Source organism: Sphingomonas sp. FARSPH, from assembly GCF_003355005.1.
Lineage (GTDB): Bacteria > Pseudomonadota > Alphaproteobacteria > Sphingomonadales > Sphingomonadaceae > Sphingomonas.
This window is the reverse complement of sequence record NZ_CP029985.1, coordinates 2,763,148-2,778,487: the sequence shown is the minus strand read 5'-3', so window position 1 is coordinate 2,778,487 and position 15,340 is coordinate 2,763,148. Positions and strand designations below refer to the sequence as shown.

17 protein-coding genes are annotated in these 15,340 nt (G+C 68.2%); 12 read left to right on the top strand and 5 right to left on the bottom strand.

The features are described 5' to 3' along the window. Window positions 1-45: 45 nt before the first annotated feature. Genes DM480_RS13230 through DM480_RS13220 form a run of 3 tightly spaced genes read right to left on the bottom strand, consistent with a single transcriptional unit; the run spans window position 46 to window position 3,470 of the window. Window positions 46-1,182: a glycosyltransferase gene (locus DM480_RS13230; RefSeq protein ID WP_115379734.1), complete on the bottom strand. Its 1,137-nt coding sequence runs from the start codon at window positions 1,180-1,182 to the stop codon at window positions 46-48. A gap of 29 nt (window positions 1,183-1,211) precedes the next feature. Continuing rightward, window positions 1,212-2,561 carry a DUF418 domain-containing protein gene (locus DM480_RS13225; protein ID WP_115379732.1) on the bottom strand — a complete coding sequence of 450 codons (1,350 nt, stop codon included), beginning with the start codon at window positions 2,559-2,561 and terminating at the stop codon, window positions 1,212-1,214. A 54-nt stretch (window positions 2,562-2,615) separates the two neighbouring features. Further along, window positions 2,616-3,470 (bottom strand): alpha/beta fold hydrolase, encoded by an 855-nt coding sequence (locus DM480_RS13220; protein ID WP_115379729.1) that lies wholly within the window; start codon window positions 3,468-3,470, stop codon window positions 2,616-2,618. 38 nt (window positions 3,471-3,508) lie between these two features. Between DM480_RS13220 and DM480_RS13215 the strand changes: the two genes are divergently transcribed. The 9 genes from DM480_RS13215 (at window position 3,509) to DM480_RS18125 (ending at window position 11,008) form a co-directional block, all read left to right on the top strand. After that, window positions 3,509-4,867, top strand: a complete 1,359-nt coding sequence (locus DM480_RS13215; RefSeq protein WP_115379727.1) for a protein adenylyltransferase SelO family protein — start codon at window positions 3,509-3,511, stop codon at window positions 4,865-4,867. Window positions 4,868-4,928: 61 nt separating this feature from the next. Further along, a complete protein-coding gene (gene astD / locus DM480_RS13210) occupies window positions 4,929-6,338 on the top strand; it encodes a succinylglutamate-semialdehyde dehydrogenase (RefSeq protein WP_115379725.1) in 1,410 nt (469 codons plus the stop codon). 72 nt (window positions 6,339-6,410) lie between these two features. Continuing rightward, window positions 6,411-7,202 (top strand): uroporphyrinogen-III C-methyltransferase, encoded by a 792-nt coding sequence (gene cobA, locus DM480_RS13205; RefSeq protein WP_115379723.1) that lies wholly within the window; start codon window positions 6,411-6,413, stop codon window positions 7,200-7,202. Next, window positions 7,199-7,495: a DUF2849 domain-containing protein gene (locus tag DM480_RS13200; protein ID WP_115379721.1), complete on the top strand. Its 297-nt coding sequence runs from the start codon at window positions 7,199-7,201 to the stop codon at window positions 7,493-7,495. Before cobA ends, DM480_RS13200 begins: the two co-directional genes overlap by 4 nt. A gap of 153 nt (window positions 7,496-7,648) precedes the next feature. Next, complete coding sequence (locus DM480_RS13195) at window positions 7,649-9,280, top strand: nitrite/sulfite reductase (RefSeq protein ID WP_115379719.1); 1,632 nt, start codon at window positions 7,649-7,651, stop codon at window positions 9,278-9,280. Continuing rightward, on the top strand, window positions 9,273-9,701 hold the full coding sequence (locus tag DM480_RS13190; RefSeq protein WP_115379717.1) for a DUF934 domain-containing protein: 429 nt from the start codon (window positions 9,273-9,275) through the stop codon (window positions 9,699-9,701). Before DM480_RS13195 ends, DM480_RS13190 begins: the two co-directional genes overlap by 8 nt. Continuing rightward, a complete protein-coding gene (locus DM480_RS13185) occupies window positions 9,694-10,452 on the top strand; it encodes a phosphoadenylyl-sulfate reductase (RefSeq protein WP_115379715.1) in 759 nt (252 codons plus the stop codon). Before DM480_RS13190 ends, DM480_RS13185 begins: the two co-directional genes overlap by 8 nt. Window positions 10,453-10,518: 66 nt before the next feature. Then, complete coding sequence (locus DM480_RS13180; RefSeq protein WP_115379713.1) at window positions 10,519-10,785, top strand: diguanylate cyclase domain-containing protein; 267 nt, start codon at window positions 10,519-10,521, stop codon at window positions 10,783-10,785. Window positions 10,786-10,795: 10 nt separating this feature from the next. After that, window positions 10,796-11,008, top strand: coding sequence for a hypothetical protein (locus DM480_RS18125; RefSeq protein ID WP_157968798.1), 213 nt, complete (start codon window positions 10,796-10,798; stop codon window positions 11,006-11,008). A gap of 65 nt (window positions 11,009-11,073) precedes the next feature. Here DM480_RS18125 and DM480_RS13170 read toward each other — a convergent pair whose 3' ends face one another. Both DM480_RS13170 and DM480_RS13165 read right to left on the bottom strand, forming a co-directional pair. Beyond that, entirely contained in the window at window positions 11,074-11,709 is a 636-nt protein-coding gene (locus DM480_RS13170) for a hypothetical protein (RefSeq protein ID WP_115379709.1), read from the bottom strand. 73 nt (window positions 11,710-11,782) lie between these two features. Then, window positions 11,783-13,273 carry a replicative DNA helicase gene (locus tag DM480_RS13165; RefSeq protein ID WP_115379707.1) on the bottom strand — a complete coding sequence of 497 codons (1,491 nt, stop codon included), beginning with the start codon at window positions 13,271-13,273 and terminating at the stop codon, window positions 11,783-11,785. 78 nt (window positions 13,274-13,351) lie between these two features. Between DM480_RS13165 and DM480_RS13160 the strand changes: the two genes are divergently transcribed. Genes DM480_RS13160 through DM480_RS13150 form a run of 3 tightly spaced genes read left to right on the top strand, consistent with a single transcriptional unit; the run spans window position 13,352 to window position 14,969 of the window. After that, window positions 13,352-13,834, top strand: coding sequence for a UPF0262 family protein (locus DM480_RS13160; RefSeq protein WP_115381322.1), 483 nt, complete (start codon window positions 13,352-13,354; stop codon window positions 13,832-13,834). Beyond that, window positions 13,834-14,511: a GH25 family lysozyme gene (locus tag DM480_RS13155; RefSeq protein ID WP_115379705.1), complete on the top strand. Its 678-nt coding sequence runs from the start codon at window positions 13,834-13,836 to the stop codon at window positions 14,509-14,511. The genes DM480_RS13160 and DM480_RS13155 overlap by 1 nt, the downstream gene beginning before the upstream one ends. Further along, window positions 14,508-14,969: a cytidine deaminase gene (locus DM480_RS13150; protein ID WP_332871306.1), complete on the top strand. Its 462-nt coding sequence runs from the start codon at window positions 14,508-14,510 to the stop codon at window positions 14,967-14,969. The genes DM480_RS13155 and DM480_RS13150 overlap by 4 nt, the downstream gene beginning before the upstream one ends. Window positions 14,970-15,340 lie beyond the last annotated feature (371 nt).

Below are 15,340 nucleotides of genomic sequence, written 5' to 3'. Positions count from 1 at the left end.
CTGAAATTCAATCATTTGCGCCGCTGCGACGCAGCAAGCGCGTGATCAACCGAGCGCACCCTCACGGCCGAGAACACGTTCGTATAACTGCTTGTATTGTGCGATCATTACCGCCTCGTCGAACGCCGCGCGCGCCTTCGCCTGATTGGCGAGACCGACCGAGCGCCGCAGCGCAGCATCGGCGACGAGGGGCTGGAGCGCGTTACGCAGCCGCACTTCGTCCGACTCGGCGGCGATGAACGGTGCGTTTTCGGGCGCCACCATGCGCGCGACATCGCCGACCGGCAGGCTTGCGACAGGAAGGCCGGCGGCCATCGCCTCGATGACGCTGATCGGCTGCTGCTCGCTCTTCGACGAAATGGCGAGAATGTCGAAATGGCCGATGAAGCGATACGGCCGGTCGAGGAAGCCGGGCAGGACGAGCGCGTCCGCCATGCCCATCTGACGCGCCGCTGCGGCGATCGCCTCCCGCTCAGGCCCCTCGCCGACGATCACCAGTCGGATGCGCCCCGCCAGCCCGCCGCATGCGCGCACCAGCAGCGGCAGGTCCTTGACCGCGCGCAGGCCGGCGAGCGCGCCGATCACCACTTCTTTGCCGTTAGGGACGAAGCCGGGAATCGCCTTCGGATCGGGCTTGCCCGCATAGAGCGCGGTGGGGATGCCGTTGGCGATGCGGTGGACGCGCGTCGCCGGCTGCTTCCAGATGCGGCGGGCGATGTCTTCGAGGACAAAGGACGGCACGACCAGCGCCGCGGCGGCGGGCAGCGCGAGGCGGCGGTACATGTTGCGTTCGACCTTCAGCCCCGTCGCCTCATCGGCATTGAAGCCGTCCTCGTGATGAACAAGCGGCGGCATGCCCTTCCCAAACACGCGGCGCGCCATCACGCCGTCGACCGCGCCCCAATTGTAGGTGAGCACCAGGTCGAACCGCCGCATGAACCGCGCCAGCGCCTCGTAGCGCGCAACGGAGGGGCGCCCCGTCAGCGACGGCGCATCCTGCGCGATTTCGTAGCGGATGCCCTTGCCGATCGCGGCGCGCGCGCCGAGCTGGTCGGGAACGCCCGATACGATCGTGTGCCGCGCGGCATCGCCGAACGCGTTCATCAGCCGCACCGCGCGCGCTTCCTTGCCGCCCAGATCGAAACTGGAATGCAGGTGCAGGATGCTGACGGGCCGCGACATGGGAAGCGCCTTTAGTCAGCGCGGCGCGCTCACGCCAGCGCCGCCGTTGCCACAGCCGACGCGCGATGCCGGAACGGCAGCCGCCGCCGCTCGACGATCGATCGCCACGCCCATTCGACCGGCGCGATGCGGAAATAGCGCAGATACACGTTCGCGACGATCAGCAGGACGACGTCGACCGCTATCGACAGCGCCATCATCCCCGCCCAGCCCATCTGCCCGTATAGGCCGAAGCCGAACGGCGAGAAGATCAGCCAGGACACGAGCATCGTCTGGCAGACGTAGAGCGTCAGCGCGGTCCGCCCCGCCGCGACGAACGGGCGCATCAACATCGTGCCGGCAAGCAGGTTGATCGCGCCGAGATGCCCGATCGTCATCAGAATGCGCGCGCCCTCGTACGTCGCCCAGCCGATATGCGGCTGGCCGTCGAAGCGCATCACCGCCAGCGCCGTGGCCAGTCGCAGTCCGCCGCCAACGCCCCAGCCGACCGCGGTCAGCGCCAGATAGAAACGCCGCGTCCGTCGCCCCTGCAGGATGCCGAGCTTGAACAAGGCCGCGCCTATGAGCATCACCGAGGCCGCTTCCCAGATCGCGCCCAATTCCATCGGACCCAGCCGTTCGAGGTTCATGCGCCACTGGCCGCGCACCCATTGCGCGCGGCTGCCGCGGCCGTAAGCGTCCTCATCCGTGATCTTGCGCTGCTGCTCCGCCTTCATCTTGGCGCGGTTCGCATCCGCCTTGCGGATGTCGGCGAGCATCTTCGTCTCCGCTTTCGTCAGCGTCTGGTGCGCGGCCAGTTTTCGCTCCAGCACGGGGCGCTTGGCGTTGCTCGCCTGCGTGTAGAGGATGCCGATGCCGCCTCCGAACAGGTTGAGCGCGGTCATCACAAGGCCGATCGTCAGCAGCCATCGCGGGCGCAGCGCGCGGAAGCAGCAGGCGACCATCGCCGCCACCGCATAGGTATGGAGGATATCGCCGGGCCACATCAGTACGAACATGTGCGCGATGCCGAACACCCAGAGCACCAGATTGCGCCAGCCGTAGCGGCGCAGCACCGCCCACCGTCCCTCCGCTCCGCGCGCGATACGGTCGGTGAGGATCAGCATTCCGGCGCCGAACAGCATTTCGAGCAGGCATCGCGCGGTGCCGTCCGCCAGCACCTCGCGCAGCAGCCAGGCGATCTGGTCCGCCGGCGTCCAGCCCAGATGGCGCACGTCGCCGCCCGACGCGGTGATCGATCCGCCCATGTCGTTGATGTTCATGAACAGGATGCCGAGGATCGCCACGCCGCGCAGCATGTCGAGCACCGCGATCCGCGGCGCACCATCCGGTTCGACCGCCGCCGCGATCGCCGCGTCCGGCGCGCCATCGCCCGTCATCACGCACCCCCGTGTCGTTGCATCACCGGGTGTATCAACCCGATAAGACGCTGTCTACGCCGCCTGCTCCAGCCAGCGGTCGATCGGCGCGCGCAGCGGCTCCTCGCTGAGCGTCGGCGCGTGGCCGACACGGGGCAGCGTCACCAGGTCGGCGCGGTCGAGCGCCTGCACCATCCGCTCGGCGACGGGCGCCGCGAGCACGTCGGAGCGACCGCCGCGCACGATCAGCGTCGGCACCGCGCGCAGGGCGGACAAGGCGCCCCACATGTCGGGCCCCTGCTCGTTGCCGGGGACGCGAAACGGTTCGGCGATCTTCAGATCGTAATCGGGCACGATCCGGCCGCCGCTGGTCAGCCGGTAGAGCCGCTTCGCCATTGCCAGCCAGTCCTCGATCTTGAAATCCGGATAGACGTCGGCGTTCGAATCGGCGACGGCACGCGCCGCGTGCATCCACGTCGGGCAGCTGCTGCCCTTGCCGACATAGCCGCGGATGCGCGCGATGCCCGCGGGGTCGATCTCCGGCCCGACATCGTTGATCAGCGCGGCGGCAATGTCCGCCCCCGCGGCCGCCAGCAGCATCGTCACGATCCCGCCCAGCGACGTGCCGACCGCGACGAAGCGGTCGATCCCCTGCTCCGCCAGCAAGGCCTGCACGTCCGCGACATAGGTCGCGGGAACGTAGGTCATCGGATCCTTCGCATATTCGCTGCGTCCCCGGCCGCGGAAATCGAGCGCGAGCACGCGCCACCGCCCCGCCAGCCGTGCGGCGAAGGCGTCATAGTCGCGCGCATTGCGCGTCAGCCCGGGCAGGCACAGGATCGGCGGCCGGCCGTCGTCGCCGGGATAGCGACGATAATGCAGCTTCAGCCCGTCCGCCGACATCCAGTAGCAGTTTTCATATGCGCTCATGCCTTGCGTCCCAGGAGTGGCGGCCTCCATATCCACGCATGCCCGCGAACCCGCAAGCCTACCGTCCCGAGACCGCGCTGCTCGATCTCGGCGATACGTTCTGGGACCCCGTCGACGCCGCCGATTTTCCCGCGACGACGCTGCGTTTCCGCAATGACGCGGCGGCGGCGGAGGTCGGGCTCGATACGCTGAGCGACGCGGAATGGACGCGGCATTTCGGGCGGTTCGCCCCACTGCCCGGCACGCTGCCACAGCCGCTCGCGCTGCGATATCACGGGCACCAGTTCCGCCAGTACAATCCGGACATCGGCGACGGCCGCGGCTTCACCTTCGCGCAGCTGCGCGACGGCGCGGGCCGGCTGATGGACCTTGGCACCAAGGGTTCGGGCCAGACGCCGTACAGCCGTTTCGGCGACGGGCGGCTGACACTGAAGGGGGGCGTGCGCGAGATCCTCGCCACCGAGATGCTTGAGGCGCTGAACGTGCCGACCAGCCGCACCTTGTCGCTAATCGAGACGGGCGAGGACCTCGTCCGCGGCGACGAGCCCTCCCCCACGCGGTCCGCGGTGCTGGTGCGGCTCAGCCATGGCCATATCCGCATCGGCACGTTCCAGCGGCTCGCCTATCATCAGGACGAGGCCGGGATGCGCGCGCTCGTCGGCTATGTGCTGCGCCAACTCTATGGCGAGGACGGCGATGATCCCGTCCGGCTGCTCGATCTGGTCGTGGAGCGCACCGCGACGCTCGCCGCACGCTACATGGCCGCGGGCTTCGTCCATGGCGTGCTCAATTCGGACAATATCAACGTCACCGGCGAGAGCTTCGATTATGGCCCGTGGAGGTTCGCGCCGACCTGGGACCCCGCATTCACCGCCGCTTATTTCGACCACGCCGGCCTCTACGCCTTCGGCCGCCAGCCGGAAGCGATCCATTGGGACGTGATGCAGCTCGCCGCGTCGCTGCGGCTGGTGGCGGAGAGCGATCCGCTGATCGAGACGCTGCAGACGTTCGCGCCGCGCTATCAGGCGGGGATCCGGGAGGCGATGTTCTGGCGGCTGGGAATCCGGAGGTTCGACGACCGCCGCGACCACGCGGTCGTACAGGCCGTCGAGCGGGTACCGCGCGCCACCGACACGCCGATCGACCGCTTCTTTTTCGACTGGTTCGGCGGTCACGTGCCCGCCGACTATCCGGACGCTTTCGACGAGCTGCGCCGGCTGCTCGATCCGTACACGCCGCGCAAGGATCGCGACCATCCCTACTGGCACGGCGAACCCTGTTCGATGCTGATCGACGAGGTCGAGGCGATCTGGGCGCCGATCGCGGCGGACGACGACTGGTCACGCCTCCACGCCAAGGTCGCCGCCATTCGGGAGATGGGGGCTGCTCTAGCATGACGGCGTCTTGCCGCCATCCCGGCCTTCCCCTAACCCGCAGCGCTTGAGCGAGAGGGGCGACATGGCCGAGATCATTTCCCACGAACCCGCGACGGGCGCCGAATTGTGGCGCGCGCCGGTCGGCGACGTCGATGCGGAAGTGGCCGCGGCGCGCGGCGGCTGGGCGCAATGGGCGGCGCAACCGCTCGCCGTGCGGATCGAGACGATGCGCCGCTTCGCCAATGTCGTGCGCCAGCGCCACGACGCGTTCAGCGAATTGCTCGCGCGCGAAACCGGCAAGCCATTGTGGGAGGCGCGAACCGAGGTCGATACCGTCATCGCCAAGGTCGACATCTCGGTCACCGCCTATGCCGAACGCACCGCGCAGCGCCGGCTCGACTCGCCGATGGGCAGCCGCATGGCGCTACGCCACAAGCCGCACGGTGTGCTCGCGGTGCTGGGTCCGTATAATTTCCCCGCGCATCTGCCCAACGGCCACATCGTCCCCGCCCTGCTCGCGGGCAACGCCGTGGTGTTCAAGCCATCCGAAAAGACCCCCGCGACGGGCGCGTTCCTGATCGACTGCTATCGCGCCGCCGGCGTGCCCGAAGGCTGCGCGCGCGTCGTGATCGGCGGCCCGGCGGAGGGCAAGGCGCTCGCCGAGCATCCCGACATCGACGGCCTGCTCTTCACCGGATCGGCGCGCACGGGCATCGCACTCAACCGCGCCTTTGCCACCAAGCCCGAAAAGATCCTGGCGCTGGAGATGGGCGGCAACAATCCGATCGTCGTGTGGGACACGCCCGATCTGCACGCCGCCGCGGTGCTGGTGATCCAGTCCGCCTTCACCACCGCGGGCCAGCGCTGCACCGCGGGCCGCCGGCTGATCGTCGACACCAGATTGTACGACCCGCTGGTCGACACGATCAATCAGATGATCGGCCGCCTGATCGTCGGCAGCCCGTTCGACGATCCGCAACCGTTCATGGGCCCGGTGATCGACAACCAGACCGCCGACATGCTGACCGAAAGCTTCCTCGAACTGATGATGCGCGGCGGGCGGCCGATCCGGCATCTCGAGCGATTGTCGGACGACCGGCCGTTCCTGATGCCCGCGCTGATCGACACGACGCAGATGGCGGAACGGCCCGATGTCGAGCTGTTCGGCCCGATCCTGCAAGTGATCCGCGCCGACGATTTCGACCAGGCGATCGCGGAGGCGAACAACACGCGCTACGGCCTGTCCGCGTCGCTGATCAGCCAGACGCCCGCGCTGTACGACCGGTTCTGGGCGAACATTCGCGCGGGCATCGTCAACTGGAACCGGCCGACCAACGGCGCCAGTTCCGCCGCGCCGTTCGGCGGCATCGGCTGGTCGGGCAACCATCGGCCCAGCGCTTATTACGCCGCCGATTATTGCGCCTATCCGGTGGTCAGCAACGAGGCGGATTCGGCGCGCGCCAACATCGGCATCGGCCTGCGCGACGGATAAGATAGCTTCGCTTCCCGCGGCCCAAGCATCGCTCGGTTGCCGGAGCAGGGCGGCGGACGCATGTCTCGTACCATGGCTACGCTTCTCGATCCGGGCGCCCGTGGGCGCGTCATCCTCGTCGGCGCAGGACCGGGCGATCCCGGGTTGCTGACGGTACGCGCGGTGGAGGCGCTGAAGCGCGCCGACGTCGTCGTCCACGACGGGCTGATCGATCCGCGCGTGCTCGACCTCGCGCCGCCGGATGCGCAGTGCATTTCGGTCGCGAAAAGCCGCGCGCGGCATACGTTACCACAGGAGGCGATCAACGCGCTGATCGTTGCGCATGTGAAGACCGGCAGCGTGGTCGTGCGGCTGAAGGGCGGCGACCCGTTCATCTTCGGGCGCGGCGGCGAGGAGGTGGAGGCGGTGCGCGCCGCGGGCCTGCCCGTCGAGGTGATCCCGGGCGTTTCCGCCGCGCTCGGTTGCGCGGCGGAGGCGATGCTGCCGCTGACGCACCGCGATCACAGCAGCGCGGTCAGCTTCGTCGCGGGCCAGTGCAAGGGGCTGTCCGAACAGGACTGGGCCGGGCTCGCGGGACAGGGACGCACGCTCGTCATCTATATGGGCGTCGCCACCGCGGGCGAGATCGCCGACAAACTGATGGCGGACGGCGTCGCCCCGGACATGCCCGTCGCGGTGCTGGAACGCGGCACGCTAGTGGGCAGCCGCGCGCTGCGCACCCTGCTCGCCGATCTCGGCCCGATGGTGACGCGCGAGGCGGTGAAGAGCCCCGCGATCATCGTCGTCGGCGAGGTCGTCGAGCTTTCGGATGCCGAGGACAAGCTCGCCCGCTGGGCGCGTGTCGCGGAGGGTATGGCGGCATGAGGCTGCTGACGGGCAACGACCTTGCCAGCGGCGACGTCGTCTGGTGGAGCGGCGAGGGCTGGTCGCGCCATGTCGAGGAGGCGGTCGACGTCGGCGCCGCCGGCGAGGCGATCCTGCGCGCGGAGGAAGGCGCGCGGCGCGTCAACGCTCCCTATCTGATCGACGCGATCCCGACGCCCGACGGACCGCGCCCGGCACACATCAAGGATCGCATCCGCGCGCTCGGCCCCACCGTCCGTCCCGACCTGACGCTCAAGCCCGCCGATCCGCACGCGGGGAATTGGGTGATCTGACGCACCGATCCTCCCCGCCATGCGGGGAGGGGGACCGCCGGCGAAGCCGGTGGTGGAGGGGTAGCCCCAGACCTCGCACTGCTTGGCTGCCCCTCCACCAGCCTGCGGCTGGTCCCCCTCCCCGCGCAGCGGGGAGGAATTAGGAAGACCGACATGTACCGTTACGACGAATACGACCAGAGCATCGTCGACGCCCGCGTCGACGAATTCCGCGACCAGGTGGAACGCCGCCTGTCGGGCCAGCTGACGGAGGACCAGTTCAAGCCGCTCAGGCTGATGAACGGCCTCTATCTGCAGCTCCACGCCTATATGCTGCGCGTCGCCGTCCCCTATGGCACGCTCGACAGCCGGCAGATGCGGATGCTGAGCCATATCGCGCGCACCTACGATCGCGGCTACGGCCATTTCACCACGCGCCAGAACATCCAGTTCAACTGGATCAAGCTGGCCGACGCGCCCGACATCCTCGCCGAACTGGCGACGGTCGAGATGCACGCGATCCAGACCAGCGGCAATTGCATCCGCAACATCTCCGCCGACCAATATGCCGGGGCGAGCGGGGATGAGATCGCCGATCCGCGGCCATGGGCGGAACTGATCCGCCAGTGGAGCACGTTCCACCCCGAATTCACCTACCTGCCGCGCAAGTTCAAGATCGCGGTGATCGCCGCGGAAGAAGATCGCGCCGCGATGCGCCTCCACGACATCGGCATCCGGCTGGTCGAACGCGACGGCGCGGTCGGCGCGCAGATCTACGTCGGTGGCGGCATGGGTCGGACGCCGATGATCAGCCATCTGATCCGCGACTTCGTGCAGGCAGACGCGCTGATGAGCTATCTCGAGGCCTGTCTACGGGTCTACAATCGCTACGGCCGGCGCGACAACATCTACAAGGCGCGGATCAAGATTCTGCTGCACGAGATCGGCGCGGACGAATATCGCCGCCAGGTGGAGGAGGAGTTCGCCGCGCTGAAGGGCCTCGGCCTCGACCCGCCCGTCGCCGAACTCGACCGCATCCGGGCGATGTTCGCGCCGCCTGCGTTCGAAACGGGCCTGCCGACCGATGCGGACCGCAGCGATCCCGACTTCGCCGTCTGGCTCGACCAGAACGTCCGCGCGCACAAGGCCCCGGGCTATGCGATCGTCAACGTCAGCCTGAAACCCGCAGGCGGCATCCCTGGCGACGCGTCGGCGGACCAGATCGACCTGCTCGCCGACCTGGCGCAGGCCCATTCCTTCGACGAATTGCGCGTCACGCACGCGCAGAACATCGTCCTGCCGCATGTCGCGATCCGTGACCTGCGCACGGTGTGGGAGCGGTTGGTCGAGGCAGGCCTTGCCGAACCAAACCTCGATCTCATCACCGATATCATCGCCTGCCCCGGCCTCGATTATTGCAGCCTTGCCAACGCCCGCTCGATCCCGCTGGCGCAGAAGATCGCGACGCGTTTCGCCGATCGCGACCGGCAGCGCGAGCTGGGCGAGCTGAAGCTCAAGATTTCCGGCTGCATCAACGCCTGCGGCCATCATCACGCCGGCCATATCGGCATCCTGGGCGTCGATCGGAAGGGAACGGAAAACTACCAGCTGTCGCTCGGTGGATCGGGGGCGGAGGACGTCAGCCTCGCCAAGATCACCGGCCCGGGCTTCGACGAGGACGGCGTCGTCGATGCGATCGAACGCGTCACCGACCGCTACCTCGCCGAACGTCGCGCCGGCGAGCGGTTTCTCGACACCTATCGCCGGGTCGGCTTCGCCCCGTTCAAGGAGGCGATCTATGGATGACGCTTTGCTCCGCTTTCGCGAGGACGAGGCGCAGGACGAACCCGCGGTGACGCTCGACGCCTTCCTCGGCCAGAGCAATGCCTCTGCGGTGCGGCTTGAAGCGGGCGACGACGCGCGTGCGCTGCTGCCGTACCTCGATCGCCTCGCGCTGGTCGAGGTGAGCTTCCCCAGCTTTCGCGACGGGCGCGGCTATTCGGCGGGGCGCATCCTGCGAGAGGCGGGCTACGCCGGCGAGCTGCGCGCGGCGGGCGACGTGCTCGTCGACCAGTTGCCGCTGATGCGCCGGTGCGGCTTCGACAGCTTCGCGCCCGAGGCGCCGATCGATCGGGCGACGTTGGCGCGCGCCCTGGATCGCTACGCCTATCGGTATCAGCCGGCGGCAGACGCGACGGCGCCGGTATGGAAGTACCGACATGGCTGAACCCGCCCGCAACCGGGACAGGATCGACACCCTGCCCGCTTTTTCGGTGGCCAATGCCGCGGCGATGGAGGCGCGATTTGCCGGTGTCCCGGCACCGGAGATGCTGCGCACGCTGCTGACCGGCATGCTCGCCGGCCGGGTCGCTTCGGTATCGTCGTTCGGCGCGGAATCCGCCGTGCTGCTCCACATGGTCGCCGCGATCGATCGCGACATCCCGGTCATCTTCACCAATACGCAAAAGATGTTCGGCGAGACGCTCGCCTATCGCGACGCGCTGGTTGAACGGCTCGGGCTGACCGACCTGCGTGTGGTGCGGCCGGACCCGCGGCTGATCGCCGCGCGCGATGCCGAGGGGCTGCGCTGGTCGTACGATCCGGACGGCTGTTGCGCGATCCGCAAGGTCGAACCGCTTGCCCGCGCGCTGGAGCCGTTCGACGCCTGGATTTCGGGGCGCAAGGGGTTCCAGGCGGGGACCCGCGCCGCGCTGCCGCGGTTCGAGGAGGATCAGGGCAGGCTCAAGATCAATCCGCTTGCCGACTGGGCGAAGCCGCAGCTCGACGCCTATTTCGCCGAGCACGACCTGCCGCGCCATCCTTTGGAGGCGGACGGATATCTATCGATCGGCTGCGCGCCGTGCACCAGCAAGGTCCGTCCGGGCGAGGATCCGCGTGCGGGCCGCTGGCGCGGCTGGGACAAGATCGAATGCGGCATCCACGTCGCGCCGCGGCCGGGCGAGGACCCGATCTTCTGACATCGGGCCGTTTCCGGCCGGCAACGGCGTGGGCGTCAAACAAGGTTCAAGCGATCGGTTCTCGCGATGCCCGGCGCGCGAGCAATCGCCCATCTGCGCGAAAGCGGCTATCGCGACGCGCTGACGGGGTTGCGCAAGCATGCCTGGCTGGCGGCTCATGTGGCGGCCTGGGCGACGCCCGGCACCGGCGTCGCGATCATCGGCCTCGATCATTTCAAGCAGATCAAAGACACCTTGGGCCATACCGGCGGCGATGCGGTGCTCGCGCAGACGCGACCCGACTTTCGAGCGTCGCCATCGCCCGCGGCGGCCAGGCGATCCGCATGGGGGTGATGAATTCGTCGTGCTCGTACCCGATCACGCCATTACACGCCCCTTGCTCGTGAAGAGGCTGGCGACGCTGTGCGAGACACCGGCCGGCGTCCCGGCGTGGCGGATCAGCTATGGGACCGCCGCATGGCGGCCCGGTGACGAAGACATCGACGCCGCAATCCGCCGGGCCGACGGAAATCTCTACATCGCCAAACGCGCCCGGCCGCTCGCGCGCGCCGCCTGATCCCCCATGGACCGCGCGTCGCCCGAAGCGGCGATTCGCGGTCCACGGAAGGAGAGCCGATCGCGTCAGTTGGTCGTGACGGTCGTCGTCGTCTTCTCGGTAACCGTGGGCACCCGCTTCGCAGCCGTGCGGTGCACCGTGCGCTTGACGACCCGGCGCGGCGTCGTGGCGCGCGCGGTCGACGTTGCGGCGACCTTCGTCGTTTCGGTCGTCACCGTGACAGGCTGCGGCGCCGGCGTCGCGGCAGCCGCCGCAGCCCGCGCCGCTGCGGCATCGGCGGCCGCCGCGTTTGCCGCCTGTTCGGCCGCCGCGGCGCGCGCATTGGCGTCCGCCACCTGACGTTCCGCCGCTTCGGACGTCGCGGCGACGGCTGCAGCATCAACCGCCTGGCTCTGCGCCTGCTGCTTCTGCGACACGCCGATCGCGGTATCGGCGAGCTCGGACGCGCGATGCGCATCGGCGATCGCCTGCTCCTTGTGGCTGCCCTTCAAATCGTCTTCCGCCGCGCGGAGCGCCGCTTGCGCCTGCGCGACGAGCCGCGGGACCTCGCCGGCCGCGTTCAGCGTGCCGAGCGTCTCGACCTTGCCACGCGCCTCCGCGATCGCGGCGCGAGCGCGGTCCGTCTTGCCCTCCGCCAGAGCCGGGCCGGCGGCCAGCGACAGGGCGGACACCGCGGTCGCAAGCTTCAGGATCGTATGCATGTCTGCTCCTCCTGCAATGATCAGGGGCGCAAACGACCCGACGACGCCAGAGGTTCCGCGCCGGCCCTATGCCTCAATATCCCGCATAATCCGTGAAGCGCGTGATCGTCGGGTCAAATTTCAATACAACCTTGCCCGTCGCACCATGGCGTTGCTTGGCGACGATCAGCTCGGCCAGGCCGTATACTCTTTCCATGTCGGCAGCCCATTTCGCGTGATCTTCGAAGATCTTGGCATCGTCGCCCTCCATCGGGCGCTTGGGTTCGCGCTGCGCGGTATAATAATCCTCGCGGAACACGAACCAGACCATGTCCGCGTCCTGCTCGATCGAGCCCGATTCGCGCAGGTCCGACAGCATCGGACGCTTGTCCTCGCGGCTTTCGACCGCACGGCTCAGCTGCGACAGCGCCAGCACGGGCACATTCATGTCCTTCGCCAGCGTCTTCAGGCCGCGGCTGATCTCGGAGATTTCCTGCACGCGATTCTCGTTGCCGCCCTTGCCGCTGGTCAGCAGCTGCAGATAGTCGACGACGACGAGGCCGATCTGGTTGTTGTGCCGCCGCTGCAACCGGCGCACGCGCGTGTGGAGCGCGCTGATCGACAGACCGCCGGTGTCGTCGATGAAGAACGGCAGATTCTCCAGCTCGGCGGCGGCGGCGGCGAGCTGGCCGAATTCCGCCTTGCTGATCTTGCCCATGCGCAGGTTTTCGGAGCTGATCCCCGATTGCTCGGCAAGGATACGCGTCGCCAGCTGGTCCGCGCTCATTTCCAGGCTGAAGAAGGCGACCTTGGCGCCGACCGACTCGCTGGGGCTGATGCCGTCGGCCATGTCGCGCATCCAACGCCGCGCCGCGTTGAACGCGATGTTGGTCGCCAGCGACGTCTTGCCCATGCCCGGACGGCCGGCGAGAATCATCAGATCGGAATGATGCATGCCGCCGATCTTGGAATTGACCGAATCGAGCCCGGTGGTGACACCCGACAGGTTGCCGCCCGAATTGAGCGCGCGTTCGGCCATCTTGACCGCCATCGTCGTCGCCTGCGCGAAGCTCTTGACCGAATTCTCGACCCCGCCGTCGCCCGCGACCTTGTACAATTCCTCTTCCGCCGCCTCGATCTGAGCGCGCGGATTGACCTCTTCGGAGGTATCCATCGCGCGTTCGACCAAGGTTCGCCCGACGCTGACGAGCGCGCGCAGCATCGCCAGATCGTAAATCTGCGTCGCGAACTGCCGCGCCCCGATCAGGCCGGCGCCCGATCCGGTCAGCTGCGCGAGGTAGGCCGGTCCGCCCAGCTCCTTCATCCCCTCATCCGCCTCGAACATCGGACGCAGCGTGACAGGAGTCGCCAGCATATCGTTGGATCGCAACGTCTTTATCGCGGCGAAGATGCGGCCGTGGACGGGCTCGTAGAAATGGGCCGGTTCCAGCCGGTCGACCAGATCGTCGGCCAGCCGGTTGTCGATCATCATCGCGCCCAGCATCGCGGCTTCCGCCTCGACGTTGCGCGGCAGATGCATCGGTTCGGCCGCGGCCGTCGGAGTGGGGAATGCCAGAGTCGCCATCCCCCCTCATACCGCCCCGGCATGGCACGCGACAAACTCGGAATTGTCGTATGCGGCCAAGCGCTCTATCCGACGACGATGCCCGACCCGCGCATCATCGCCATCGACCTCGACGAGACCAGCATCGGCTGGCGCTCGGCCGATGTCGAGCAGGAACGGCGGATCGCGATCTTCGACATCCTCGAGGGCAATCGGTTCGCGCCCCAGCGCGTGCATCCCGACGGTTATGCCGGCCCTTACCGCATCAGGCTCGAATCGGCCGAAGGGCGGCTGGGCATTCACATCCACCGCGAGGACGGGTCGCATCTGGAAACGCTGGTGCTCGCGCTCGGCCGCTTCCGCCGGCCGATCAAGGATTATTTCGCGATCTGCGACAGCTATTACCAGGCGATCCGCGCCGCGACCCCGCAACAGATCGAAACCGTCGATATGGCGCGCCGCGCCGTCCATAACGATGCCGCCGAGGTGCTGCGCGAGCGGCTGGCGGGCAAGATCGACGTCGATTTCGATACCGCACGGCGTCTGTTCACGCTGATCTGCGTCCTGCATCTGCGCGGCTGATGCGCCATTCCCTCCTCAAGTCCGCGGCCGCGATGATCGTCGCCGGCGCGATCGGCATCGCCGGGTGGAGCTATGCCACCGGCTGGCATCCATCCACCGCGCGCTATCCGTTGCAGGGCGTCGATCTCGGCGAAAATCCGCGACCCGTCGAATGGAGCATCGTGCGTGCGCGCGGCGCCGATTTCGCCTATCTCGTCGCGACCGTCGGCGCGCGTCATCGCGACCTGGCGTTCGAGGCGAACTGGGCGGCGCTGCCCGAAGCGGGTCTGCGTCGCGGCGCGGTGCACCTCTATTCGCTCTGCGCGCCGGCGAAAGATCAGGCGGATACGTTCAACGCCTTCGTACCGCGCACCGACGACGCGTTGCCGCCAGCGATCGACATCGCCTTTCGCGACGATTGCACGGACCGTCCCGATCGCGCGGTGATGATCGCGGAGCTGAGCCGGTTCGTCAAAATGGTCGAGACGCACGTGCGCAAACCCGTGCTGCTGCGCATCGCGAAGCCGGTCGAGCGCGCGTATCGCATCAGCGCCGCGATCGACCGGCCCGTCTGGGCAACCGGCAATCTGCTTTCCCCCGATTATGCCGAGCGGCCGTGGCGGATATGGCGTGCCAGCGACATCCGCCGCATCGACGGCATCGACGGCTCCGTAAACTGGGACGTAGTGGCTCAATGACCGATTTTTCCGATGGCGAGGCGACCGGCCTGATCGCAGCAGCGCGCATCGCCGCGCGTCATGCCCACGCCCCCTATTCGCGCTTCGCCGTCGGCGCCGCGCTGCTGATGACCGACGGCAGTATCGTCACCGGCGCGAACGTCGAAAACGCCAGCTATGGCCTATCGCTGTGCGCGGAAACGGTGGCGATCGCGACCGCGAGTGCCGCCGGCCGCCTGCGCGAGGTGGTCGCGGTCGGCGTGATCGGCGGCGCGATGGACGCGGAGGGCAACGCGACCGGCATGACGCCGGTCAGCCCGTGCGGCCGCTGCCGGCAGGTGCTGAACGAGGCGGCGCAGCTCGGCGGGCGCGATCTGGCGGTCCACTGCGGCGCGGCGGAGGGCGATGCCATCGCGAGCTATCGCCTGTCGGAGCTGCTGCCCGCCGCGTTCGGCCCTGCGGACCTCGGCATCGGCTGACCCGCCAAGCTCCCGACACTCGACCGGTTGATGGCGAAGACGCCGATCGACCGGGGTGGCCGGAAGGGCAGCTGTTTTGCGTTGACGGTGGACGCGCGACAATATCGCGTCACGGCCAACCATCTCGCGCCGCATGGCGATGCGGTGACGGCTGTGCGCCTGTAGCTGGTCGATGCCTGACATGATGTGGCGACGACGATCGTCGGGCGGCCCACGACATTTTGCACCCGAAAGCGACTATCTCGTCCTCGCCTACGACGAGCAGGTCGCGCCGCACGGGGCGGATTCGGCATCGCCCAGGACGTCTATTTCGTGGGCTATCCCTACATTCGTCCCGATCTGGCGCTGCCGCTCGTCAAGACGGCGATCGT

Excerpts from the sequence above, each read along its gene's own strand:
- DM480_RS13230 (WP_115379734.1), bottom strand. The coding sequence starts at position 1,182 with ATGTCGCGGCCCGTCAGCATCCTGCACCTGCATTCCAGTTTCGATCTG.
- DM480_RS13225 (WP_115379732.1), bottom strand. The coding sequence starts at position 2,561 with ATGACGGGCGATGGCGCGCCGGACGCGGCGATCGCGGCGGCGGTCGAA.
- DM480_RS13220 (WP_115379729.1), bottom strand. The coding sequence starts at position 3,470 with ATGAGCGCATATGAAAACTGCTACTGGATGTCGGCGGACGGGCTGAAG.
- DM480_RS13215 (WP_115379727.1), top strand. The coding sequence starts at position 3,509 with ATGCCCGCGAACCCGCAAGCCTACCGTCCCGAGACCGCGCTGCTCGAT.
- astD (WP_115379725.1), top strand. The coding sequence starts at position 4,929 with ATGGCCGAGATCATTTCCCACGAACCCGCGACGGGCGCCGAATTGTGG.
- cobA (WP_115379723.1), top strand. The coding sequence starts at position 6,411 with ATGGCTACGCTTCTCGATCCGGGCGCCCGTGGGCGCGTCATCCTCGTC.
- DM480_RS13200 (WP_115379721.1), top strand. The coding sequence starts at position 7,199 with ATGAGGCTGCTGACGGGCAACGACCTTGCCAGCGGCGACGTCGTCTGG.
- DM480_RS13195 (WP_115379719.1), top strand. The coding sequence starts at position 7,649 with ATGTACCGTTACGACGAATACGACCAGAGCATCGTCGACGCCCGCGTC.
- DM480_RS13190 (WP_115379717.1), top strand. The coding sequence starts at position 9,273 with ATGGATGACGCTTTGCTCCGCTTTCGCGAGGACGAGGCGCAGGACGAA.
- DM480_RS13185 (WP_115379715.1), top strand. The coding sequence starts at position 9,694 with ATGGCTGAACCCGCCCGCAACCGGGACAGGATCGACACCCTGCCCGCT.
- DM480_RS13180 (WP_115379713.1), top strand. The coding sequence starts at position 10,519 with ATGCCCGGCGCGCGAGCAATCGCCCATCTGCGCGAAAGCGGCTATCGC.
- DM480_RS13170 (WP_115379709.1), bottom strand. The coding sequence starts at position 11,709 with ATGCATACGATCCTGAAGCTTGCGACCGCGGTGTCCGCCCTGTCGCTG.
- DM480_RS13165 (WP_115379707.1), bottom strand. The coding sequence starts at position 13,273 with ATGGCGACTCTGGCATTCCCCACTCCGACGGCCGCGGCCGAACCGATG.
- DM480_RS13160 (WP_115381322.1), top strand. The coding sequence starts at position 13,352 with ATGCCCGACCCGCGCATCATCGCCATCGACCTCGACGAGACCAGCATC.
- DM480_RS13155 (WP_115379705.1), top strand. The coding sequence starts at position 13,834 with ATGCGCCATTCCCTCCTCAAGTCCGCGGCCGCGATGATCGTCGCCGGC.
- DM480_RS13150 (WP_332871306.1), top strand. The coding sequence starts at position 14,508 with ATGACCGATTTTTCCGATGGCGAGGCGACCGGCCTGATCGCAGCAGCG.